We start from the raw sequence: 23,060 nt of genomic DNA, 5'->3' as shown, positions 1-23,060 counted from the left end.
TGAACCGCGCAGAATGTTGGCGCATTTGGTGCGTTGGTATTTACAGTAACAGTTACATCATCTGTGTTGCTGCAACCCGATGACGTATTGGTCTTTGTTACCGTATAGGTTGTTGTTGATGATGGATTGGCAGTTGGGTTGCTGGCGCTGGCATCACTTAAGCCGGTGGTTGGTGACCATGAATAAGTGAATCCGGCTGCTGATGCTTCTCCAATTTGTTTACCGCTTGCATTGGAGGTACAGGTTTTGGTAAAGTCGGCACCTGCATTAGCCACCACAGCCGCATTGTTCACCGTTACTGTTACATCATCCGTGTTACTGCAACCCGATGACGTATTGGTTTTGGTTACTGTATAAGTAGTGGTTGATGATGGATTGGCTGTTGGGTTGCTGGCGCTGGCATCACTTAAACCTGTGGTTGGCGACCATGAATAGGTGAACCCGGCTGCTGATGCTTCTCCAATTTGTTTACCATTGGGATTGGTAGTACAGGTTTTGGTAAAGTCGGCTCCGGCATTAGCTACCACAGCTGTATTATTCACCGTTACCGTTACATCATCCGTGTTGCTGCAACCCGATGACGTATTGGTCTTGGTTACTGTATAGGTAGTAGTAGATGATGGGTTGGCCGTAGGGTTGCTGGCGCTGGCGTCGCTTAAACCTGTAGTGGGCGACCATGAATAGGTGAACCCGGCTGCTGATGCTTCACCAATTTGTTTACCATTGGGATTGGTAGTACAGGTTTTGGTAAAGTCGGCTCCGGCATTGGCTACCACAGCTGTATTATTCACCGTTACCGTTACATCATCCGTGTTGCTGCAACCCGATGACGTATTGGTCTTGGTTACTGTATAGGTAGTAGTAGATGATGGGTTGGCCGTAGGGTTGCTGGCGCTGGCGTCGCTTAAACCTGTAGTGGGCGACCATGAATAGGTGAACCCGGCTGCTGATGCTTCACCAATTTGTTTACCATTGGGATTGGTAGTACAGGTTTTGGTAAAGTCGGCTCCGGCATTGGCTACCACAGCTGTATTATTCACCGTTACCGTTACATCATCCGTGTTGCTGCAACCCGATGACGTATTGGTCTTGGTTACTGTATAGGTAGTAGTAGATGATGGGTTGGCCGTAGGGTTGCTGGCAGTGGCATCACTTAAACCGGTGGTTGGCGACCATGAATACGTGAACGCGGCTGCTGCTGCTTCACCAATTTGTGCGCCGTTTGTATTGGAAGTACAGGTTTTAGTGAAGTCGGCTCCGGCATTAGCCACTACAGCCGTATTATTCACTGTTACCGTTACCTGATCGGTATTGCTGCAACCACTCGAGGTAAAGGTTTTTGTTACGGTATAGGTAGTAGTTGACGATGGATTGGCGGTGGGGTTGCTGGCAGTGGCATCACTTAAACCTGTGGTGGGCGACCATGAATAGGTGAACCCGGTTGCTGATGCTTCTCCAATTTGTTTGCCGTTTGGATTTAAAACACAGGTTTTCGTAAAATCATCTCCGGCGTTGGCTGTAACCGGTGCAGAAGCTGCTACGGCCGTAAACCTGGTTGATTGACAATTTAACGCATCAGTAATTGTTACGGTATAGGTTCCTGCCACTAAACCGGTAAGGTCCTGGTGGGTTGCCTGACCCGAGGGAATAACGCCACCATTGCTGGCCACCCAGGAATAAGTATAGGGCGATTTTCCGCCCAGTGGGGTCATATCAATAGAACCTGCTACAGAGCAGGTAGCGTTGGTGACACTAAAGCTGGCATCGAGGCCGGTATTAATTTGTATTGAATCGAGGGTGCCGCATTTGGGATTAATGGTAGCAGAATTGATCGGACAGGTGCTGCCAGGTGAAGCATCCGTCCAGGCCAAATGAAGATCTTTTATGGTTAACGACTGACCGCATTTGTACCCAATTTGGTTGAACAGCAAAGTGGTGGTCGTATTACTGGCTACAGGACCACCGCAGCCTGAAATGGCCCGGGTAGAAGAAAGGGTGCCATTGCTGTTCCGGATAACCAGGGTGCCCCAAAATGCAAAAGCAGTTCTTGTTGAACCTGTTTTGTTGTTTATGGTCAGGTTCAATGTCCTGTATATAGAATCCCCGGTTGTACATGCATTACAAAGACCTGTGCCAGGTAAGGCCGCACCTACAAGCAAAAGGTCCTTGGATGTACAGGAAGTAGGAAACGTTTGGGCAAATGCCTGCGAAGAAAACATACACACTGGAAGAAAAAGAACGAACAGGTGTTTAATGATCAATGCATACCAGGCATTTTGACGGCTATCATGGGGAGATAGATCCTGGGTTCGAATGGTAGAGGGATGGTTCATACCAAAATATTTTTAGGTTCAGAAAATAGGGATTATAGCTTCAACGTCGTACAGGCGGAAGCGAAAGCAATTTTGCTTAAAGCAGTGTATTAACAACTATGATAACTCAATATTGAAAAAAGATGCTATGGCGGTGTTGACATGCGCAGGCATTTGGCTTTCCCCTGCAGGATCAACAACCTGATTGCGCAGATTCGGCATTTATATAAAGGGCGTCTCATGGCCGGCAAATATTTTTGTTTTCAATCGTATTGATAAAAAAGTTATCGCGTTCGGTTGTTCACATAACGATCCTGTTACGCCGGTGCAACTACATGCAGGCGCACATGGTTATGCCATTCTTTTTGTGGATATTGCTCTGCATGAGTATATGAAATACCCATACTGGTTTCAATTTCAGTAAGCGCGAAAGATGTTTTGTTGAACAGCAGTGCGGATAAAAGGTAGTTCAGGGGATAGTAAAAACGGTTGGATTGGAAAGGATATTTAAACTTATTTGATACCACTTGCAAGAGAAAGGAATACAAATGATAAATAAATATATAAATTTTTTGACATTAGAATTACATTAGAAATTTATTTCAAGCAGAACTTGATCTGGATCACTGATGGACATCACTATTTCAGCCGATGGCACTTCCAAATGGCTGTTTTCTAGTTGTTTATCGTTCAAATATCTACCATTTAATGTAAGTTTAACATTTATACCCATATTTTTGAACGGTAACACACCCCCTAAATGAAACGATGTACTGTTTGCCATGCACTTATCTTATGCCTGCTCTGTATTTCACCTGTTGCCCAATCACAATTACAAAAGATCTACCTCCATCCCAAAGCGGCTGGCAGCGATAAGCAGTCGAATTTTGTAGATTCCATCCGGTTTATTCCGCTGGAAGTAAAAGCGGGAATTGAATTGAGCACCTATAACTATGTTGAGATAACGAAAAACTACTTCTATATCCCGGATTATTATCGTAAAGCCGTTCACCTGTATTCCAAAAACGGAAGGTTCTTTAAAACGATAAATTTTAAACAGCTCGGGGATGCTTTTTACCCTGTTTACGATGAGTATACAAATCGGATCGTGTTTGTTGAAAATAATAAAAATTACAGTCTTACTCCCAAAGACCGCATAAAAATAATGCTGGACTGGGATAAGCCCCGTAATAAAAAGTATTTCAAAAAATACGCTATCGACTTAAATGATACAACGTTCACCATCAGAAAAGATGTTCCTCAGCAAAACGACATTCTGCATGCATCATTCTTTTACAGTGATATTTACTATCAGGGAGAAATTATAACAAGCGGGCTTTTTAAAGACAGCCTCGATTATGAGTTCAAGACCTACCAAAACAACCGGTTTATCAAAGGTTTCTTCCCGTACAACCATGTTAATGAACCCAGGTTTTTATACACAAGAGAAAACATTAGTGTAAATAACACTGATACGCCAGCTGTCAACTTTATTGCCCGTCCTTATTGCGATACCATATACAAAACAACCGGTGATAGCCTGTATGCTGCCTACCAGCTGGTGCTGCCCCTTGAAAATAGCCTGCCGGCATCCTTTTTTACCAGGCCCTTTAAAAACAAAACCGAACGGGAAAATTTCAACCGGAACAATGGCTGGATGCTTCACCAGGTTTATACTTTCTATGAAACGCCGCGGTTTGTCTATTTCCTGGTAGGCTATCTCTCCAATTACGAAACTTACATTTACCAGAAGCAGACAAATACTACCTGCAAGGTCAAAAATATAAAGCCGGATAGCAGCCAGTACAATTTGCAGATCCTGGTTGACTTTGGCATCACGAGAAAGGGCAACCGGTTCTATAAACTGCAAAAGGCAGAAGACCTCCTGACGTTTTTTGAGAAAAATAAAAATGTGCCGGTGCCCAAAGAACTGGAAAGCTTTTTAAAAAGTAATCCTCCTGCAGCAACACCGGTGATCATTGAGTTCAAATTTAAAAACTAACGCTTGAAACCCTTATTCCTGATCTGTTCTTTATTGGGCTGGCATACGCTGGCCTTTTGTCAAACCGGCAAGGTAACAGGTTCCGTTATGGACGCCGAGACCAAAACTCCATTGGAACTGGCAACAGTAGCCATTCATGCACCCGATTCATCTGTTATAGCGTATCAGCTGTCTGATAAATACGGGCTTTTCTCCATAGGGAAATTGCCATTGAAAAAAAAGCTGTTGGTAAGTGTTAGTTATGCCGGATATATCAGTTACAACACCTTTATACAGCTGGATTCAGCCAGAACAGATACCCTGGCTGTTTTCCTGGCGCTGCAGAATAAGGACACGGTAGTGGTAACGGCTGCCATTCCCGTCAGAATGAATGGCGATACACTGGAGATCAATCCTGCCGCCTTTAAAATGAAAAGTGATGCAGTGGTAGAAGAACTATTGAACCAGGTCGCCGGTATTACCATCTGGTCCGACGGTACTATAACGGTGAACGGTAAAAAAGTGAAAAGCCTGCTGGTTGACGGAAAGCCCTTTATGGGATCAACTGATTCGCGTATTGCCACGCAAAACCTTCCCAAATCAGCAATTGATAAAATTCAGCTTTACCAGGAATACGACAGAAGCAAGATAGGTAAGGAAAACGCCAGGACAGGCCGGCCGCAGGATTCCCTGCTTACAATGAACATAAAGTTGAAAGAAGGCAGTAAAAAAGGCTACTTCGGCAAAACAGGGGCCGGCTATGGTACCATGGACCGGTTTGAAGGGGACCTTTCCCTGCAGCTATACAATAAGAAAACGAGTGCCGGTATAGGCGCAGGCCTGAATAATACAAATAAGAATATCGGCAACATTGAGGAGATGTTCCAGAATAATACATACAGGAATTACAATCCCAATTTATATAATGTGGGCCGGTTCGGCACTAATGGCATCAACAGGAATCATTCTATAGGTGGTGTGCTGGTGCATAATTTTATTGAATCAGAAAATAGCCGGCAAAACGATCGCATTTCCATTAATTACAACAAATCAGGGACGAACGCTTATGTCACCGATTTGAATATGGAGAACAGAACGGCACTCGATAATCCACTGTTCATTCGCGATGATGGGGTGGCAACCAGCCGGCAAAATAAACACGATGTTGGCATCAATTATATAAAGACCAATAGTTATAACGACAACTTTATTATAAACGGTACCGTAAATACGAACAATAAACGCAGTAATACTAACCATACCGTTGAAGTAAGGGATTCCGCAAACCGGCTGCAAAGTACAAACGCCACAACTACTGCGGAAAGCAGGAATTCGGATTACGAATCGCTGGAATTAAATTTTACCACATCAAATGCCGACGAGCCTGTAAAAGGCTTCAACACCAGAATGTTTGCCAGTCGCGACAGGAATGCATCAACAAGGGATGTAATAAGTGAATTCGGGTCTTTTACCAATTCAAGTAAAAATACATACAATAACCGGCGGTATGCCACAAACAATGAATCGCTGAACATAACCGGAAACCTTGAGTATACGGGCTTTAAAAGAATGCTGTTGCGCCGGTATAACTTATTTGGAATAAATCTCAGTCTTATGCAATGGTTCAATTATACCCGGTCAACGGAAAACGTCATGGTTAGCGATTATGACAGCACGGCCAAACGGTACTTTGTAAATAGTAATCTATCCAACGGGAATAAAAAGGAAATAATTGAATTTACCCCTATACTTAGTATGTCAAAGTCATTTGACAAATTCACTGGCGTATTCTACCGCGGCCTCTCTCTGCAGGTTAAATTGATGGATGATCTGAAAACGGATAAAAACACTTCCTCCATTGCCCAAAGGAACCTGAACCGCTCTTTCGCTTTTTTCAGGTATGAGGGAAATCTGGACTATCGATATACCAAAAGGGAAAAATACAGTTATAACGCGTCGGTTTCCTATGCGAAGTATTTAGAATATCCTGCAATTGACCGGCTCTATGCCCTTGTTGACGATATCAATGCCTATGATATCAGGATCGGTAATCCACACCTTAAAAACAGCATTAATCATTCAGTCAGTTTAAATGCAAACTTTAATACCGAAAACCCCAAATCCCTTTATACGATCAATGGCAATATCAACGGATCATATAAGCTTTTATTGGCCCCGGTAACAGACAGTATCATCAATGATTTTTCGGGCAAACGGATCTCCTGGTACATTAATTCAGATAGAACGAGTGCCCTGAACCTGAATTATTACTTCAATGTATCGAGAAAGCTCAACAGGAACAGCCTTCAATTGATGTACAATGGAGAACTCACCACCGGTAAAGTGCCTAACTATATTGATGGCATAAGTAACATCAGTGAAACCGGTAGGTTGCTGAACCAGTTTAACCTGCAATTCTTATTTAGCTCCAGGCTGGTGATCAGTGCAGGACAAACTTTAGAGTATAACAGAAGCAGGCCGTCGGCACCTGGGCTCAACGCGTTTAAAAACAGCAGTTATACTACAAGGCTGGGGATCGTTCTCAACTGGCCGGCTAATATAACCTTCAGCAGTACGGTTGACAAAATTACCAATTCAAACATAGATAAGCCGGTTGTTCTCTGGAATTCATTTGCGGCTTACAGGTTTATGAAAGGCCAGGGCGAGTTAAAAATATCGGCTATGGATCTATTAAAACAGTATCAAAATATCAGTAACAATGTAACGGAGTATGGCACCAGCACCAGGATCACAAATGGGCTGCAGCAATATTTCCTGGTAACGTTTTCTTATTATCCCCGCAAATTTGGCAAAAGAGAAATTAAAAGGCAATCAACGGAGCGCGAATGGTAGGCATACCGGCGAATCAGTAAATTTAAATGCCACCATTAAACGGATTTGTGTCTAAAATACAGTATTTTTCCTATTACAGCGGTTGATATTAAAAAATAATTAAAACAACGACCCTGCTATATGAACAATCACAAGAATCTCAGAAGGCAATTTTTAAAAGATTCAGTTAAAGCATCCGGCTTAATGATCATGGCTCCGTTGGCCGGTAAGGTTAAGTTCGCAGCATCAGCCCAAAAACAAAAGGAAATAGTTACAGCGCCCAATCGCATAAAATTTGCCGTGATCAATATTGATCATCCGCATATTTATGGAATGACGGACGCCATTAAAAGAGGAGGCGGTGAATTAGTGGCTCTGTATGCAGCACAACCAGATCTCACGGCTGCATTTTTGAAAGCCTATCCTGAGGCTAAACTGGCAAAAAGCGAAAATGAAATCCTGGAAGATCCTGCCATTCAGCTGGTATTAAGTTCAGGCATACCCGATGAACGGGCGCCCCTGGGTATTCGGGTAATGCAACACGGGAAAGATTATTTAACTGATAAGCCGGGCATTATCACTTTGGAACAACTGGCCGCGGTTAAAAAAGTGCAAAAGGAAACAAAACGGATCTACTCAATCATGTACAGTGAGCGTTTTGAAAATAAAGGCACAGAAAAAGCAAGCCAGTTAGTAAAAGCCGGCGCTATTGGCCAGGTAATTCAAACGGTAAACCTGGCGCCGCACAGGATCTTTAATAATATTGGAAAAACCGGGTTGGCAGTAAGGCCCGATTGGTTTTGGGATAAAAAAAGATACGGTGGCATTCTTACAGATATTGGTTCTCATCAATTCGATCAGTACTTACATTTTACCGGTTCCACCGAAGCGCAGGTATTAATGTCGCAGGTGGGAAATGTGCATCACACAGACAAACCCTTGTTCGAAGATTTTGGCGATGTGCTATTAAGTGGCAATGGCGGCGCCGGTTATATCAGGGTCGACTGGTTTACGCCCGATGGCCTCGATACCTGGGGTGATGGCAGGTTGACCGTATTGGGAACGGAAGGCTATATTGAGGTAAGAAAAAACACGGATATACTTTCAGGCAATAAAGGCGGTAACCATTTGTACATGGCCAATAAAAAGGAAATGATCCATCTTGACTGCAACAACGAAGTATTGCCATTCGGTCCTTTATTTGTTGATGATGTGCTGAACAGGACCGAAACGGCCATGACACAAACACATTGCTTTCTGGCAACCGAATTAGCATTGAAAGCACAAAAAAATGCCCGTACCATGGCATTGAAAAAATAAAAAATTCAGAACGATTGCTTTAAACCATATCTCAATGAAAAAAGGAAAAAGATCAACCATCAGTCGCAGAAAATTTTTAAGTAATACCGTTAAAGCTTCTGTGGGAACCGCTATTGCCACTAATTTACCAACCATCGTACCGGCGAGTGTATTGGGTAAGTATGCACCAAGCAACCTGATCAATGTAGCTTCTATTGGCTGCGGCAGGATCTCCATTACGCACGACATGACCTCAATAGCCAGATATGCCGGTGCAAGAATAAGAGCTGTTTGTGACATCGATAAGAACCGGGCGGCTGCCGGGCCTGCGGCCGTAAAAAGCAATTACGAAAGAGCCGCGCAGTTTAACGGTGGACTAAAAGGCGATTGGGAAATAAAAGTGTATCACGATTATAAAGAGTTGCTGGCAAATAAAGATATTGATGCCGTTCACATAAGCCTGCCCGACCATCAACATGCAGTAGTTGCAGTACATGCCGTTAATGCCCGTAAAGATGTGTATTTGCAAAAACCGGCCTCTCTCACCATTGAGGAAGGAAGAATTTTAAGTAATGCGGTGAAAAAGAGTGGAAGGATCTTTCAAATGGGGAGCCAGCAACGGTCCGTTGACCCCTGGCCACAGTTTAAAAAAGTATGTGAACTGGTGCGAAATGGAAGAATTGGAAAATTGATAACAGTTGAAGTTGGCCTGCCTGGCGACCCTGGCGGTGGCAATAAAGTTCAAATGCCCGTTCCTTCAAATTTAGATTACGATGCGTGGCTGGGAACAACCCCCGAAATTTATTATACGGAAGACAGAGTGCATACCCAGGATGCAGGCATAAAAGGAATTACAAGCCGGCCGGGCTGGTTGCGATGCGAACAGTTTGGCGCCGGTATGATCACGGGGTGGGGGGCGCATCATATTGACACGGCTCATTGGGGAATGGACACTGAATTGACCGGCCCCATTGAAATTTGGGGCAATGCACACTTCCCAACTGATGATCCTGATTATAAAGGGTTGTGGGATGTACATGGAATTTTCAGAACGGAAGCATTGTATGCAAACGGGGTGCATATGATCGTTTCGAACGAATTGCCTAACGGGGTGAAATTTATAGGAACCGAAGGCTGGCTTTGGGCCACCCGCGGAAATTACCGCGTAACCGATACCGATCCTGTTGCAGATAACACGGGCGTTAAACCTATTGATGCAAGCAATCCAAAAATATTACAATCGGTTATTGGTGCCAATGAAATTCATTTGTACGAAAGTGGGGAACAGCATGCCAATTGGTTAGATTGTATAAAAACAGGAAAAGAACCATCGGCTCCCGTTGAAGTAGGCCACCGGTCGTGCAGCGCCTGTTTGTTACATTATATTGCGATGAAATTGAAAAGAAAGATCTATTGGGACCCGGCAAAGGAAACTTTCACGAATAATGACAAAGCCGCCATTGCCATGCTATCGCGGCCCCGAAGAAAGAAATATGATTTTTAGGTTTTAGTTGTTGATATATATACAAACAGCCTCATACAACCTTCAGGATCAACCACCTGAAGGTTCTTTAATTTAATTTATAAAAATGTTGCAACAGTCGTTTTATTTAGGTTTATTTGTTGAAGCCATATAGCCAAAACATATCCTCAAAAGAAAGTACAATAATTCAGCGCACCCTTTACCTTAAGCTCAATGCACATTTTTGGTATGAAAAAGTTATTACTTTTTATTCTGTTGCCATATTCCTATGCGTTTGCCCAACCTGCCGTTTACACTACAGCCAACGCTCATTCACACAACGATTACCAGCAGGCATTTCCTTTTTATGCAGCCTATAACCTGAAGTACGGTTCCATTGAAGCAGATGTTTATTTGAATGTAAGTGACAATGAGCTGCTCGTAGCGCACAATGCGACCGATGCGCAACAACATCGCACACTGGAAGAGCTGTATATTAAACCATTGGCTGAAAATATTCAAAACAATAAAGGAAGTGTGTACGCCGATACTTCGCTCAAACTGATATTGATGCTGGATGTTAAAACGGAAGCTGTGCCGGCCATCAATAAATTGATCGATATTTTAATAAAATACCCGGCGCTTACCAGTTGCCCTTCACTGACCATAATGGTAACAGGCAGCAAGCCCAATTCAGCCACTTATGATGCTTATCCATCTTACATCTGGTTCGATGGCTTGCTAAGCGAAAACTATAATAAAGAGGTTCTTTCCCGCATAGCAGTGATGGGTGATAATTTTATCAATTATACAAAATGGGGGGGTAACGGCGAACTGCCGGCAAACGATTGGGAAAAATTAAAGAAAAGCGTTGCCAAGGGGCATTCATTAGGAAAAAAAGTAAGATTGTGGAATGTCCCGGATAACTTTGAGGGGTGGCAAAGGCTTATAGCACTCGGCGTCGATTATTTGAACACCGATAGCATCAAGGCGCTGGCTGAGTTCTTAAAAAAGAATGGCGCCAGAAATTTATAAAGTGTTGCCTTTGGCGAGCTGGCTCACCGGCTTGTTTGATTGTACTATATTTTTTACCCTGGCCACAATGGCTGCTGCGTCAATCCCGGCGTCCTTCAATAATTCATCCTGTTTACCTGATTGAGAGATCTTTGTGACAGCCATCTTTACTACATAATCTCCTTCAGTGGCAATAGCTGCAGCAATAAAATCACCCATGCCCCCATGTTCAAAATGATCTTCTACCGTAATAATGCATTTGAGCCGGGTAGCCTGTAAACAGTTCAGTAATGTTTGCTTATCAACAGGCTTTATGGAATAACAATCAACTATCCGGATGTTTATATTTTCCTGTTTCAATAGCTCAGCAGCCTGCAGGGCTTCAAATACCGTAATGCCGGTAGCCGCTACAGTAAGCACATCATCGGGGGATTGCCTGACTATTGTAGAACCGCCAATGGTAAACGCTTCTCCGGGCTTATACAATAATTTTGTTTTGGGGCGAAGGGTGCGCATATATACAATACCGCTGTGTTCAATCATCCGCGACACGAGGTTAACGGTGGAAACCGCATCGCAGGGTTGCAGTATAACGGTGTCGGGCAGGGCCCCGAAAAAGGCAATATCTTCCAATGCCATTTGCGACGGGCCATCTTCACCTATAGAAACACCTACGTGTGATCCCACAAATTTTATATTGGCTTCAGAAACCCTGGCCATTCGTATCTGGTCGGCAGCCCGCATAAAAAAAGCTCCGAAAGTAGCCATAACCGGTATTTTTCCGATCCTTGATAAGCCAACGCCAACTGATACCATATTTTGTTCTGCTATAAAACATTCTACAAATCGTTCAGGAGTGGTTTTTAAAGCGTCTTCAGTAAAGGTGGAGTTCTTTACATCGGCATCGAGCACATATATGCCAGGGGTATTTTGAGTGAGCTGCGATAATGCCTGTCCAAATATTTCGCGCGTTGCATATGTTTTGGAATTATCAAACTCAAGGCGTACGGCCGTATTGATTGGTGATGAAGCGGCAGGCGTTTGTGTTGGTTTCCGCAGATTAAAACGTATACTGTCATTTATATTCCCCAATTCATCCAGCGCCTTTTTCAGCTCTTCTTCTTTTAAGGCCTTACCATGCCAGCCATCTTTATTTTCAACAAAAGAAACGCCTTTTCCTTTAATGGTTTCAGCAATAATAGCTACCGGTTGCTGGCCTGCATGGTTATGTGCCTGTTCAAGAGCCTGGACTATTTGTTCATAGTTATGGCCATCAATGGTAAATACCCTGAAATTAAAAGCGCGGAACCGTTGTTCATATTCGTTCATGTGATGGCCGAACATGGTTTCACCACTTTGCGCCAGCCGGTTGATATCTAAAATGACAATTAGATTATTCAACCGGTGATAAGAGGCAAAGTTGGCGGCTTCCCATACCTGGCCTTCAGCCAGCTCGCCATCGCCACACAACACGTAGGTAGTATAAGGAAGTTTTTCTCTTTTGGCCACCAATGCCAGGCCTGCCCCTACAGAAAGCCCCTGTCCAAGAGAACCGGTAGCAGCTTCCGCAAATTTATATTTGGGTACAGGGTGCCCTTCAAAACGGCTGTTCAGTTGCCTTAAGGTTTTTAATTCGTTCAGATCATAGGCATTACACATGCCAAACAAGGTATACAGCAAGGGAGCCGCATGGCCTTTGGAGAGTACAAACCGGTCGTTGTTTATATTCAGCGGATTTGAAATATCGTAGGTGAAATATTTATCGAACAGAACGGCAGTAATATCTGCAGCCGATAAACAGGATGTTGGGTGTCCGGAACCCGCCGCAGTTGTTGAAACAAGACACCATTTGCGAATCAGTTTCGCTTCTTCTTGCCAGGTATTCAGCTCTTTCATTTTAAGGTATTCAGTGGTAAATATTGTAGAACGCGCAATTCAGGTGCCATTGCCTGTGAAAAGAAAATGGGGTAATGCCCGGGATGAACTGTAGAAAATATTAGCCAGGTGTTGTATTATAACCCCTTAACCGGTGCATAACAGGAAAAAGTTCTAAATTACCTTCCTCATCATATTTTAACCACCTGGAATTTTATGTCAAAATTGTTCACTCCGCTCCAGATCAAAACGGTGCAGTTGAAGAACCGTATTACGGTATCACCCATGTGTCAGTATTCGTCGGTAGATGGTTTTGCCAATGATTGGCATCTGGTGCATTTGGGAAGCAGGGCTGTAGGCGGAGCGGGCCTTATTATTACGGAAGCTACGGCAGTGTCACCGGAAGGCCGTATATCACCACAGGATCTTGGTATCTGGAAAGATGAACATTTGGAAAAACTAAAACAGATCACCTCATTTATGACTGCCCAGGGAACGGTGCCCGGCATACAATTAGCGCATGCCGGCCGTAAAGCCAGTACCAATGTACCCTGGGCGGGGCGGGGGAAAATTGCCATTGAAAATGGCGGTTGGGAGGTAGTGGCGCCTTCGGCCATTGCTTTTGCCGACAATTATCCTATGCCTGTAGCCCTGGACCAAAAAGGTATTCAAAAAATAATCAACGACTTTACAATGGCTGCCGGCCGTGCTTTACAGGCAGGGTTTAAAGTGATTGAAATACATGCGGCCCATGGCTACCTGATACATGAGTTTCTGTCACCGCTGAGTAACCAGCGAACCGATGCGTATGCAGGCTCCTTCAATAACCGGATCAGGTTATTACTGGAGATTATTGCCGGCGTTCAAACGGTTTGGCCAAATAACCTGCCGTTACTGGTGCGCATTTCGGCCACTGATTGGGCTGAAGGCGGGTGGGACCCTGAACAGTCGGTGGAACTTGCCCGCATCCTGCAACAAAAAGGAGTTGATTTGATCGATGTGTCATCGGGCGGACTGGTAAATTATCAGCAGATTGCTGTGGGGCCGGCCTATCAGTTACCCTTTGCCTCGCGCATCAGGAAAGAAACCGGTATACTCACCGGCACCGTGGGGATGATCACTACTGCAACCCAGGCAGAAACCATTCTGGTTAATGGCGATGCCGACCTCATCATTATGGCCCGGAAGGTCCTTCGTGAGCCTTATTTCCCCTTGCGCGCTGCACACGAGTTGCATGCCAATACCGACTGGCCCGTGCAATATGAAAGAGCTAAATGGTAGGCGGGTGGCGGTAGGCCCGCGGCATGAAGGCGCTTTTAAATTTCGTATCTTTGAGCGTTAAAAAAACGGATATGTCAATAACAAAAGAGGCTGAACTCACGGGGATGAAAAAGGCAAGTGAAGCCGTTGCGCTCACCCTGAAAGAAATGAGCAATTATGCACAACCCGGTATGACGACAAAGGAATTAGACGAATATGGGGCAAAGCTCCTCGCTGGCTTCGGGGCAAGATCGGCGCCCTACCTCACTTATGGTTTTCCGGGTTTTACCTGTATAAGCGTAAACAATGAATTTTGTCACGGTATTCCGTCTAACAAAACAGTACTGCAGGAAGGCGATTTGATCAATATCGACGTATCAGCCGAATTGAACGGCTTTTACTCAGACAATGGCAACTCGTTTGTGCTTGGGGAAGACATTAACCACCATCAAAAATTGGTAGACGCTTCAAAACAGATCCTGCATAAAGCGATCTATAATATAAAAGGGGGCGTTCGCATTTCAGATATAGGAAGTCTCATTGAAACGGAGGCTAAGAAACTTGGGTTCAAAGTAATTAAAAACTTAACGGGACATGGAGTAGGCAGAAGCCTGCACGAAGAACCCAGTGAAATAGCGAATTTCAGAGACCCATACAATCAAATGAGATTTAAAAAGAATTCTGTCGTTGCCATTGAAACTTTTATTTCAACAATCTCAACGTATGCTGAAACCGCGAGTGACGGTTGGACAATGGTTGGAGATAAAGGCGGCTTTATGGCACAGCACGAACATACTATAGTTGTTACGGGTGGCGAACCCATTATTTTGACAGAAATGAATGGGGTTTGGAATTGATATAAAACGAACTGAGCCTTCAATTGAAAGAGCCGCCACCGGCTCTTTTTTCATTTATCCGGAACGTATATATATACCGGCCGTAGCTAAAATATACAGTGGTTTACCGTTCATACAAAAAATCAACCAGCATATAACTTTTTTATCACTTTTGACTCTAATCTCTAAGGGCAATAGTTTTTTAATGCCCATGCTTGTTCCTCTTCTCCAGGTTGATCTTATTGTAATATTATTATTGTAAACTTCTGCTAAAAGCAGTAATAAAACTCATATGTACTTAATAAAAAAAGTAGTTGCATTTTTATGCGTATATGTTTTGATAACAAATTGTTTTGCTCAAGACACTTTATACCAGCTTCCGAAGATCTCCGCCGCCGCATTGAAGGCAGATTTCCTGTTGCTGCGAGATACCTTGCAAAAAATTCATCCGGGTATATACAGGTATAAAAGCAGCGCATTCATCAGCCATAGGTTCGATAGCTGCTACAACTCCATACAGGACAGTATGACCGTACCGGAATTTTTTATGCTTACCAACTTTGCCATTGCCGCTATGGAGGATGGGCATAGCAACTGCAGAATGGCCCGGCAATTCATGAAAGATTATATAAACAATACCAAAATTTTTCCTGCTATGGTTATGTTTATCCATAACCGTGCTTTTATCTATTGCTGCAATCAAAATAGTTCCCTGGCCGGGGCAGAGTTGACATCGATCAACGGCCACCCGATACAACAGATCGTACAGCGCACATTTGCATACATTCCGTCAGACGCGGACATACAATCACGTAAAAATTGGGAAGTAAACGAAAATTTTCCTTTTTTCTATACCCTTTTATATAATGAAGTTGATAAATTCAACATTACCTGCAAAAATGAAAAAGGAGCGATTATAAAAGCAGTATTGCAACCCGACATATTTAAAAATATAAATTGTCCGGCGCCTTTTAAGCGCCCTGAAAAATACCTGCAGTTAACTTATATGCCAGGTAATATTGCAGTACTTGGGATTAAAACTTTTTTGGACGATTTTTTACGGCAAACAGGTGAAAATTTCAACCACTTTTTAGACTCTGCTTTTACAGATATCCGCAATAAAAATGTTACAAAATTGTTGATCGATATACGGGGAAACCAGGGAGGCAATGATGGCAATGGAGCATTGCTGTACGCATACCTTACTCAACAACCGTTTATGTACTATGCAAGCCAGGAAACCGTCAGCGGTAAATTTGCAGCTGATGATAACCATCCTAATTTAAAATGGCAACAACCCAAACAAAACAGTTTTGCTGGCAAAGTTTATATCCTGGCAAACGGCCGAAGCTTTTCGGCCAGTGCAGAATTTTCAGCGATAGCCAGGAGCAACAAAAGGGCGTTGTTTATGGGGGAGGAAGTTGGTGGGGGATACTATGGCAATACATCCGGCGACGAAGTATTCCTTACCTTGCCCAATAGCCAGCTTAGTTGCAGGATACCGTTGGTAAAATATACAATGGCTGTTAAGAAAGATGCAAACGAAGGCAGGAGTATTTTGCCGGAATACCCTATTTATCCAACGATAAGTGATTTTATTAACCATACCGATAGCCAGTTAGACCGTGCGCTTGAAATTGTTCGGGAAAATTAGGAGCAGTTAAACTAAAGGATCTCCTGGATCTTTGCATTCACATAAGCAAATTTTCTTTCCCTGAGGATGTTTTTGTATGGAGGTGCACATTCATATTCTTTTCCAAAAATTACCTGGTCCTGAATGTGGTCGAGTGTATAACAAAAGTTAAATGCCGGAAAGGCACCTGTTACCTTCATGCGCGTTCCGGAGTTTAAATAGATCGCTGATTCATGACCAACGATGGCATTTCCACCATTCTTTGAAGTCATAACAAAAGAAACGATGCAATCTTCTTTACCATCCCCATTAATATCTCCCACTATGGCGATGGGGTTATCGACAACTGCATTGTTCTTTTTTTCAATAACAGGTTTATATTTATTGAAAAGCTTTAGCGCTTCAGTTTTGGCAGAGAAGTGATGTTGTGCCTGAACCACAGCGGGGATTGTGATAACTACAAGGAGAGCGGGTAATTTGAAAAATTTTGACATATAACTTAGGTTTAATGCACCAGCCATACGAGTAGTTCAAAAAAAATAATTAACAATAATTGTTTCCTGCTAAAAATGGTGTAATATAACGGAAATATAAAGATGCCAGGCATGAACCATAATGAAATTACATTGCGAAAGACAGAAATTACTGATTTAGACTCCTTCTTTATTTTTCAGCTTGATGATGAAGCCAACTATTTAGCTGCTTTCACCGTAAAAGACCCGGCAGATAAAGCTGCCTACCTTCAGAAATATTCAAAATTTTTGAACGAGCCCACTATTAATATGCAAACCATAATTGTGGACAACAGTATTGCCGGAAGTATCGCCGGGTTTGAAATAGAAGGCGAAGCAGAGATCACTTATTGGATCGACAAAAAACATTGGGGTAAAGGTATTGCGACAAAAGCGCTTACGGCGTTTCTAAAAACAGAAAACAGAAGACCCATTTTCGCCCGGACTGCATTTGATAATTTTGGTTCACAGAAAGTATTAGAAAAATGCAATTTTGTAAGGATCGGTTCCGACAAAGGTTTTGCAAATGCACGGCAGGCGGAGATAGAAGAGTTTATTTATAAACTGACTTAATCATTTCTTGTTGGGCGTATAGATCAGTTGCACCACTCCCGATTTGAATACTTTTGTGTCGGCCAGTACGAGGTTCAGTCTGCCAGATATATCAAACAAGGGTTTGCCGGCGCCTAATGCAGTTGGATGAACAGAGATCATATATTCATCCACCAGGCCGTTTTCAATAAACGTGGTGATCAGTTTGGCGCCTCCATAGAGCCAGATATCTTTTCCTGGTTGATTCCTGATCTTTTCTACCTGGGCTACTACATCGGTGCTAATGAAGGTGGCTTTACTATCTATTCTTGGCTGGCTGGAGAATACGAATTTTTCCTTTGACTGTATGGCTGAATAGAGCTGCTTTTCCATGTCAGATGCAGATACGTCAGGCTGGTAATTGCCCCATTGATCATAACTCACGCGACCGTAGAAGATGGTGTCAATAGATTCCAGAAAGCTGTCGAAATGCATATCTTCCTCCAGTATGCACCAATCTATCTCGCCATTGGTTCCTTCGATCAGGCCATCCAATGTTGTGGCTAAATTCAGTATTATCTTTCTCATAGGGCAAAGATAATAAAGCGGGGAAGGGCTGGTGTAAAAAATATTTTGTAAAAATTGTTTCCTGCTAAAAATAGCGTATAATAGCAGAAATACAAATTTGTAGCTATAGTATGACAACCCTTAAATTCATTCCCGTATTATTATTATTGATCGTTCTTTATTCCTGCGAACAAAGATCTGCCCCCAAAAAAGCTGATCCCGTTGCTTTTGAACTTCTTAAAAAAGCGCTGACATTAGAAGCATTTATTGATAATGCAGACAGCGCTAAAGAAGCAATTTCACTTCTTGACAAAGCCACCTCCATTGACAGCAATTATTATTGGGGACACTATAATAAATTAATGTTCTTTTATCAACTTAAGCAGTTTGATAGAGCTATTTTGACCGTTAAGAAATTAATTCAACTTCGGCCTGAGGCACACGACCTTTATTTGACAGAGGGGATTTTATATGAACGAATTGACGACAGCATATCTTCAAGACCATATTTCGAAAAATCATTGGCAATTTGCAATGCTGTTTTAGACACTATGAGCAAAACAAATAAAGAGTATGAATTAATTTTTGGTAATAAAGCCGTAAATCTTATTATGCTGGGGGAGGAAGCAAAGGCAAATGAACTTCTGAAAAAGTTATACGACAGCGCGCCTGACCAGGTACATAAGCTAAAAGTGTCATACCTGATGAATAAAAGCAAAAAAGAAGTAATTGCGAGAATGAAAGAAGAACACAGTCACTGACAATACCAATGAAAGCCATAGACCAATGAACTTAAATTTAAACCAGATCACCATATCAGTAAAAGACGTCGAAAAGTCAATTGAATTTTATCAAAAACTTGGGTTAAACCTCATTGTAAGATCACTTCCGAAATATGCAAGGTTTGAATGCCTGGCTGGTGAAGCAACTTTTTCGTTACATCAGTCAAACGAAAAAATAAACGGCTCAACCTGGATCTATTTTGAAACTGCCACTTTAGACGATGACGTTAAAAAATTGACAGACCTGGGAATTGAATTTGAAACCTTGCCAACCGACCAAACCTGGTTGTGGCGGGAAGCAAGACTAAAAGACCCCGACGGAAATCAACTTATACTCTATTACGCAGGTAAAAACAGAAAAGACCCGCCCTGGAAGGTCAAATAATAAAGCGGGTCAATTGGGGCTAACTTCGCCCTTTAATTGAGCGGTAAAGCCTGGGGCGCTTCATCGCCAAACTTTACTTTTACCGTCAGGTTAAAAGGAGCGTAATATTGTGCAATGATCTTGCAGATCCTGTCCTGGCTTTGCTTGCGGTAGGCATTGTTTTGTTCAACCTCCTGGCGGGAAGTAGTGTACAGCTTTTTTTGCACGTCGGTATACGTTTCATCGTCAGAGAACATGAACCAGCCTTTCTTGTTGGCAGTTTCCATTTGGTCGAGCCGCAGTTCGTAGCTCAGGAGTTGCGTTGCCGGTAAGGACACCAGCACGTCTTTTTTGCCCACCACCACATTAAAATTCTTATCATTAACATTCACCCCAAACTTGGCTGTGTACGGTACCGTTACCCATATAGTATTTTCAGCAAATACTTTGCGCAGGTTATCGGCCCAGCCGCCGTCGTTCGTGAGGTTGCTCCTTTTAATGGTGGCCGTTCCCTGTACTTCCAGACTGGCGAGCTCGGCAATTTCGCGTACAATAAGGCTGTTAGAGAGGGTTTGCTCATTTACGATCCGGGCGCCGGAGCGTTGGCCCAGCCAAAACACCAGCACCAGGGTCAATACCAATACGAGCCAGACGATCAGTTTTTTCATAGAATAATATTTTCGTTCTTTCAGGGCTTTTGTTCCCGTAGGCAAAAAATCGGCAATTTATGATCAAATTATGGTACCACAAAGCCTATAGATTAGATTGGAGAAATATGGAACTATTTAGTAAGGAATTGTTGGAATATCAACGGCTTACGTATATATTAGCAGGTTGTCATTTGGGCTTCATACTAATTAAACTAACTGACAATATTAAGAATGAAGAATATACTCCTGGTAATTTTCTCAGCAATTTCTATTAATTCTTTTGGACAGGCATGGACCGACTATAAGGTAGATTCAAATCTAACCTTAATGATACCCGGTAACTACAAGGCCCAGGATACATCGGGACAAAGAGTTATTAAAGCAGAAATTGACAATGGACTGATCTTGATTTCCATACTTGCAAACTCAGGAGAATTATCCATGAATGTCGAAAGCGAGGAGGAACTCCTGAAAGTGTACAAAGGATTTGAAAAAGGGTACGTTAACTCACAACATGGGCAGTTAATTAAAGATGAAATAATTGAAAACAGCGGACTGAAAATGATCAGATTTTCGTTCAGGGCAGCAATGAGCGGAGAAAAACAAATCAGGCACTGCACAGCAGTGTTTGTAAATGATAAAATGTATTCAATTAATTTTTTGGAAGTTGAATCCCTGACAAATGAAATGGCAGAACAGCGGGAAAAACTATTTTCCTCATTGAAATTTTCCCCAAATCTTGGACGAAAAAATCAAATGAGTTACAAACAGGAAAATGATAAGGCATACAATCAGGGCCTGCTGCTAGGTAAAATAACGATCGCACTAATTATTGGATTAGGTGTTTGGGTTTCAAGTAGAAGAAAGAAAAAAAAGGTATTTGCCAAACCTATAAGTAAACGAGATATTTAATTCAATTTTACAATGAGATACCTGACTACTGTAGCAATATTTTCTATCACTCTTTTTGCTTCCTGTAACAACGGAGCCGATAAATCATTAAATTATTCTTTAAGAGATAGTATAACAAAAAAACATTTGGAATCGTTTGGCTCTTCAATCTATTCAGATACTTCAGATATTAACTATAAAGTGCTGAAAGCATATGTAGTGAATGACACTTCTTTTTTCAAAAAGCTTAATGCCGAAATGGAAAAAGGACAAAAGGTTAAGCAGCAACTGGAAAATAATGACAGCTGCATTCATCAGCTATCTTTGCAAAACTTAGGCGCTGACGAAGCTTACAGGTTTGTTTTCAGTGAGGCATTTTGTCAATACAAATTGAATGTGACGATCAGCAGAACTGCTGATAATTCAAATATTCACTTTATTATACTACAAGACGTTTGGCTTCACGATACCTGTAAGGTGATAAATGAATATAACAGGAAAATTACAGCACAGGATTGGGACAATTTTTCACGGCTAATGGATGAGGCGGACTTTTGGGGGCTAAAGAGTAATAATGGCGTGATGGGGCTTGACGGAAGCGATTTAGTCACGACAGGTTTTAAACGCCATAGGACTTATGACAGGAAGCCAAAATTCAATTGTGTGTATCGTTGGGGCCCCTCAACATTGAGCATACCATTTCACTTTGTATTGAAACTATCCGGCAACACACAAGGGTGTGTTGTAGTCAGGTGACAGATGGATATCGATGCAAAACCCTGACTGTTTTTGTTTTTAAATTAGATAAGTTCATCAGCGAAACGTAACATATGAAATTAATCCTCCTTGTTGCCCTGATTATTTTTATTTCGGTAAAGAGTTATTGTCAAAAAAGCCTTGCATCGGTAGTAAACGCTAAGGAGACTTTTATCCCGAATAATATTTGAAAAGTAAAAAATAAAACGATTAATATATTGTTTTTAAATTAGATAAATTTCTCAGCGGTTTTTTTAAAAGCTGCGCTGCTTCTTTTTCTGCGGCTGCTTTTTGTTGGGCATTCAGCGCAATTTCAACTTTTTCAACAATTTCAATTGCTTTATCGCGCTCCCACATACCAGTCTGATCTTTAAATTCTTCATTGAACAATAAAAGCCATACATAGCTTTTGAAGAGATCCTGTTTGATGTTATCATCTTTATAGTACAAGGTTGCAAGCTTTAGCCTGGCGCTGGCAATGGTAGCACCGTGATCGCGATCGAACGATACTCGTGGTGATAATGCCTGTCGTTCGGTCCATATTAGCATGGAGTCGGGATTTTTTTCAACGCCCACACCGTCCATATAATAGACTGCCAGCGTTTGCATACACGGCGGGAAACCGGTTTCAGCACATTTTTTGGTCCACTCGAATGATTCTTTATGGTTGTCTGGCTTGTAAGCAGTCAGCATAGACATTTCCTCTTGTGCTTCCGGATATTGTTGACGGGCGGCCAGCAGGCACCAATGATATCGCAGGGAATCATTGGCGGCCACCCCAACCCCATTTTTATATAATTGCGACAAAATAAATTCAGCTTCAGGATCACCCTGGGTGGCGGCCTTTTCATATAAAACGAATGCCTCTTTATATTTAGCCTGTGAAATAAGGCGTTTAGCCTGGTCTTTATATTGTTTTATAGTTTGTTCGAAGGAATAAAGCCCGGCAGTTAAGCAAAAAATAAAAGGGATAATTTTTTTCATGAGATCGAAATGAGGCGAAAGATAGAAAAAAATGAGGAGGTATGGAAATGACTGCTATGCGTCCAGATTAGCCAGGAGACCAGATAATATAATTTTCAATGCCATCGTCGGTATGTTCATCTTCCAGTTTCCAATTGACAAAAGCTGCTATTTTAATAAAAATGCGTTTGAGTCGTTCAAAGTTTTCCAGATTATCTTTCGTACAAACTATGGCTATAAGGTTCGTCTTTGATTGGTCTGTATCGTTATCATTCCAACTATTTAAGTGGCGTGTATATAGAAGAATAAGATCAATAGCGATCGAAAATTGGGAACTGTTGGAAAATGTAAAGTTGCCGGTTTGTTTCAGCTCCGGGATTGTTTTTAAAAAATCAATAAGTTCCGTTGTGTTGTGATGAACGCTTAATTCTTCATCATGGAAGATGTTTAAATAATATAGACTATCAGACCACATAAGTTATGTTTAAGGGTATGTTATGTCGGGAAATTTTTCAATAAGTCTCTTTAAGAAATCCTGGA

Annotated in this window: 20 protein-coding genes; 13 read left to right on the top strand and 7 right to left on the bottom strand. The window is 42.2% G+C overall.

Features of this window, described 5'->3' with window-relative positions:
• Positions 1-2,333 (bottom strand): hypothetical protein (locus tag A3860_RS33055; RefSeq protein WP_216823565.1); only part of this gene is annotated, 2,333 nt, incomplete at its 3' end.
• 739 nt (positions 2,334-3,072) lie between these two features.
• On the opposite strand from A3860_RS33055, the gene A3860_RS33045 reads away from it, so the two are divergent.
• The 5 genes from A3860_RS33045 (at position 3,073) to A3860_RS33025 (ending at position 10,921) form a co-directional block, all read left to right on the top strand.
• On the top strand, positions 3,073-4,314 hold the full coding sequence (locus A3860_RS33045; RefSeq protein WP_081154798.1) for a 6-bladed beta-propeller: 1,242 nt from the start codon (positions 3,073-3,075) through the stop codon (positions 4,312-4,314).
• Positions 4,315-4,317: 3 nt separating this feature from the next.
• Entirely contained in the window at positions 4,318-7,146 is a 2,829-nt protein-coding gene (locus A3860_RS33040; protein WP_081154797.1) for a porin family protein, read from the top strand.
• Positions 7,147-7,266: 120 nt separating this feature from the next.
• Entirely contained in the window at positions 7,267-8,445 is a 1,179-nt protein-coding gene (locus A3860_RS33035; protein WP_081154796.1) for a Gfo/Idh/MocA family protein, read from the top strand.
• Positions 8,446-8,479: 34 nt separating this feature from the next.
• A complete protein-coding gene (locus A3860_RS33030; RefSeq protein ID WP_081154795.1) occupies positions 8,480-9,928 on the top strand; it encodes a Gfo/Idh/MocA family protein in 1,449 nt (482 codons plus the stop codon).
• Between the two features lie 207 nt (positions 9,929-10,135).
• Positions 10,136-10,921 (top strand): PI-PLC domain-containing protein, encoded by a 786-nt coding sequence (locus A3860_RS33025; RefSeq protein ID WP_081154804.1) that lies wholly within the window; start codon positions 10,136-10,138, stop codon positions 10,919-10,921.
• On the opposite strand, the gene A3860_RS33020 is transcribed toward A3860_RS33025, so the two are convergent.
• Positions 10,916-12,796, bottom strand: a complete 1,881-nt coding sequence (locus A3860_RS33020) for a transketolase (RefSeq protein WP_081154794.1) — start codon at positions 12,794-12,796, stop codon at positions 10,916-10,918. The two genes, A3860_RS33025 and A3860_RS33020, sit on opposite strands and share 6 nt — an antisense overlap.
• 195 nt (positions 12,797-12,991) lie before the next feature.
• On the opposite strand from A3860_RS33020, the gene A3860_RS33015 reads away from it, so the two are divergent.
• From A3860_RS33015 to A3860_RS33000, 3 genes are all read left to right on the top strand, one after another.
• On the top strand, positions 12,992-14,056 hold the full coding sequence (locus A3860_RS33015; protein ID WP_081154793.1) for an NADH:flavin oxidoreductase/NADH oxidase: 1,065 nt from the start codon (positions 12,992-12,994) through the stop codon (positions 14,054-14,056).
• A 71-nt stretch (positions 14,057-14,127) separates the two neighbouring features.
• Complete coding sequence (map, locus tag A3860_RS33010; protein ID WP_081154792.1) at positions 14,128-14,892, top strand: type I methionyl aminopeptidase; 765 nt, start codon at positions 14,128-14,130, stop codon at positions 14,890-14,892.
• A 271-nt stretch (positions 14,893-15,163) separates the two neighbouring features.
• On the top strand, positions 15,164-16,525 hold the full coding sequence (locus A3860_RS33000) for a S41 family peptidase (protein WP_081154790.1): 1,362 nt from the start codon (positions 15,164-15,166) through the stop codon (positions 16,523-16,525).
• Positions 16,526-16,536: 11 nt separating this feature from the next.
• Here A3860_RS33000 and A3860_RS32995 read toward each other — a convergent pair whose 3' ends face one another.
• Positions 16,537-16,998, bottom strand: coding sequence for a hypothetical protein (locus A3860_RS32995; RefSeq protein WP_081154789.1), 462 nt, complete (start codon positions 16,996-16,998; stop codon positions 16,537-16,539).
• 111 nt (positions 16,999-17,109) lie between these two features.
• Between A3860_RS32995 and A3860_RS32990 the strand changes: the two genes are divergently transcribed.
• Positions 17,110-17,589: a GNAT family N-acetyltransferase gene (locus A3860_RS32990; RefSeq protein WP_081154803.1), complete on the top strand. Its 480-nt coding sequence runs from the start codon at positions 17,110-17,112 to the stop codon at positions 17,587-17,589.
• On the opposite strand, the gene A3860_RS32985 is transcribed toward A3860_RS32990, so the two are convergent.
• Entirely contained in the window at positions 17,590-18,135 is a 546-nt protein-coding gene (locus A3860_RS32985; RefSeq protein WP_081154802.1) for a dihydrofolate reductase family protein, read from the bottom strand.
• 110 nt (positions 18,136-18,245) lie between these two features.
• Here A3860_RS32985 and A3860_RS32980 point away from each other — a divergent pair, with 110 nt between their 5' ends.
• Entirely contained in the window at positions 18,246-18,875 is a 630-nt protein-coding gene (locus tag A3860_RS32980; RefSeq protein WP_081154788.1) for a tetratricopeptide repeat protein, read from the top strand.
• A 25-nt stretch (positions 18,876-18,900) separates the two neighbouring features.
• Entirely contained in the window at positions 18,901-19,281 is a 381-nt protein-coding gene (locus A3860_RS32975) for a VOC family protein (RefSeq protein WP_081154787.1), read from the top strand.
• 32 nt (positions 19,282-19,313) lie between these two features.
• Here A3860_RS32975 and A3860_RS32970 read toward each other — a convergent pair whose 3' ends face one another.
• Positions 19,314-19,928 carry a DUF4230 domain-containing protein gene (locus tag A3860_RS32970; RefSeq protein ID WP_081154801.1) on the bottom strand — a complete coding sequence of 205 codons (615 nt, stop codon included), beginning with the start codon at positions 19,926-19,928 and terminating at the stop codon, positions 19,314-19,316.
• 213 nt (positions 19,929-20,141) lie between these two features.
• Between A3860_RS32970 and A3860_RS32965 the strand changes: the two genes are divergently transcribed.
• On the top strand, positions 20,142-20,822 hold the full coding sequence (locus A3860_RS32965) for a hypothetical protein (protein WP_081154786.1): 681 nt from the start codon (positions 20,142-20,144) through the stop codon (positions 20,820-20,822).
• Positions 20,823-20,834: 12 nt separating this feature from the next.
• On the top strand, positions 20,835-21,557 hold the full coding sequence (locus tag A3860_RS32960; RefSeq protein WP_081154785.1) for a hypothetical protein: 723 nt from the start codon (positions 20,835-20,837) through the stop codon (positions 21,555-21,557).
• 210 nt (positions 21,558-21,767) lie between these two features.
• Here A3860_RS32960 and A3860_RS32955 read toward each other — a convergent pair whose 3' ends face one another.
• Both A3860_RS32955 and A3860_RS32950 read right to left on the bottom strand, forming a co-directional pair.
• Positions 21,768-22,541, bottom strand: coding sequence for a tetratricopeptide repeat protein (locus A3860_RS32955; RefSeq protein WP_081154784.1), 774 nt, complete (start codon positions 22,539-22,541; stop codon positions 21,768-21,770).
• 67 nt (positions 22,542-22,608) lie between these two features.
• Positions 22,609-22,995, bottom strand: a complete 387-nt coding sequence (locus A3860_RS32950) for a hypothetical protein (protein ID WP_081154783.1) — start codon at positions 22,993-22,995, stop codon at positions 22,609-22,611.
• Positions 22,996-23,060: the final 65 nt, after the last annotated feature.

The organism is Niastella vici (genome assembly GCF_002077945.1).
Classification (GTDB): Bacteria; Bacteroidota; Bacteroidia; order Chitinophagales; family Chitinophagaceae; genus Niastella; species Niastella vici.
The sequence above is the reverse complement of the archived record's forward strand: the minus strand, read 5'-3'. Positions and strand labels throughout refer to the sequence as shown.

Coding starts and splice junctions, on each gene's coding strand:
- A3860_RS33045 (WP_081154798.1), top strand. CDS start 3,073: ATGAAACGATGTACTGTTTGCCATGCACTTATCTTATGCCTGCTCTGT.
- A3860_RS33035 (WP_081154796.1), top strand. CDS start 7,267: ATGAACAATCACAAGAATCTCAGAAGGCAATTTTTAAAAGATTCAGTT.
- A3860_RS33030 (WP_081154795.1), top strand. CDS start 8,480: ATGAAAAAAGGAAAAAGATCAACCATCAGTCGCAGAAAATTTTTAAGT.
- A3860_RS33025 (WP_081154804.1), top strand. CDS start 10,136: ATGAAAAAGTTATTACTTTTTATTCTGTTGCCATATTCCTATGCGTTT.
- A3860_RS33020 (WP_081154794.1), bottom strand. CDS start 12,796: ATGAAAGAGCTGAATACCTGGCAAGAAGAAGCGAAACTGATTCGCAAA.
- A3860_RS33015 (WP_081154793.1), top strand. CDS start 12,992: ATGTCAAAATTGTTCACTCCGCTCCAGATCAAAACGGTGCAGTTGAAG.
- map (WP_081154792.1), top strand. CDS start 14,128: ATGTCAATAACAAAAGAGGCTGAACTCACGGGGATGAAAAAGGCAAGT.
- A3860_RS33000 (WP_081154790.1), top strand. CDS start 15,164: ATGTACTTAATAAAAAAAGTAGTTGCATTTTTATGCGTATATGTTTTG.
- A3860_RS32995 (WP_081154789.1), bottom strand. CDS start 16,998: ATGTCAAAATTTTTCAAATTACCCGCTCTCCTTGTAGTTATCACAATC.
- A3860_RS32990 (WP_081154803.1), top strand. CDS start 17,110: ATGAACCATAATGAAATTACATTGCGAAAGACAGAAATTACTGATTTA.
- A3860_RS32985 (WP_081154802.1), bottom strand. CDS start 18,135: ATGAGAAAGATAATACTGAATTTAGCCACAACATTGGATGGCCTGATC.
- A3860_RS32980 (WP_081154788.1), top strand. CDS start 18,246: ATGACAACCCTTAAATTCATTCCCGTATTATTATTATTGATCGTTCTT.
- A3860_RS32975 (WP_081154787.1), top strand. CDS start 18,901: ATGAACTTAAATTTAAACCAGATCACCATATCAGTAAAAGACGTCGAA.
- A3860_RS32970 (WP_081154801.1), bottom strand. CDS start 19,928: ATGAAAAAACTGATCGTCTGGCTCGTATTGGTATTGACCCTGGTGCTG.
- A3860_RS32965 (WP_081154786.1), top strand. CDS start 20,142: ATGAAGAATATACTCCTGGTAATTTTCTCAGCAATTTCTATTAATTCT.
- A3860_RS32960 (WP_081154785.1), top strand. CDS start 20,835: ATGAGATACCTGACTACTGTAGCAATATTTTCTATCACTCTTTTTGCT.
- A3860_RS32955 (WP_081154784.1), bottom strand. CDS start 22,541: ATGAAAAAAATTATCCCTTTTATTTTTTGCTTAACTGCCGGGCTTTAT.
- A3860_RS32950 (WP_081154783.1), bottom strand. CDS start 22,995: ATGTGGTCTGATAGTCTATATTATTTAAACATCTTCCATGATGAAGAA.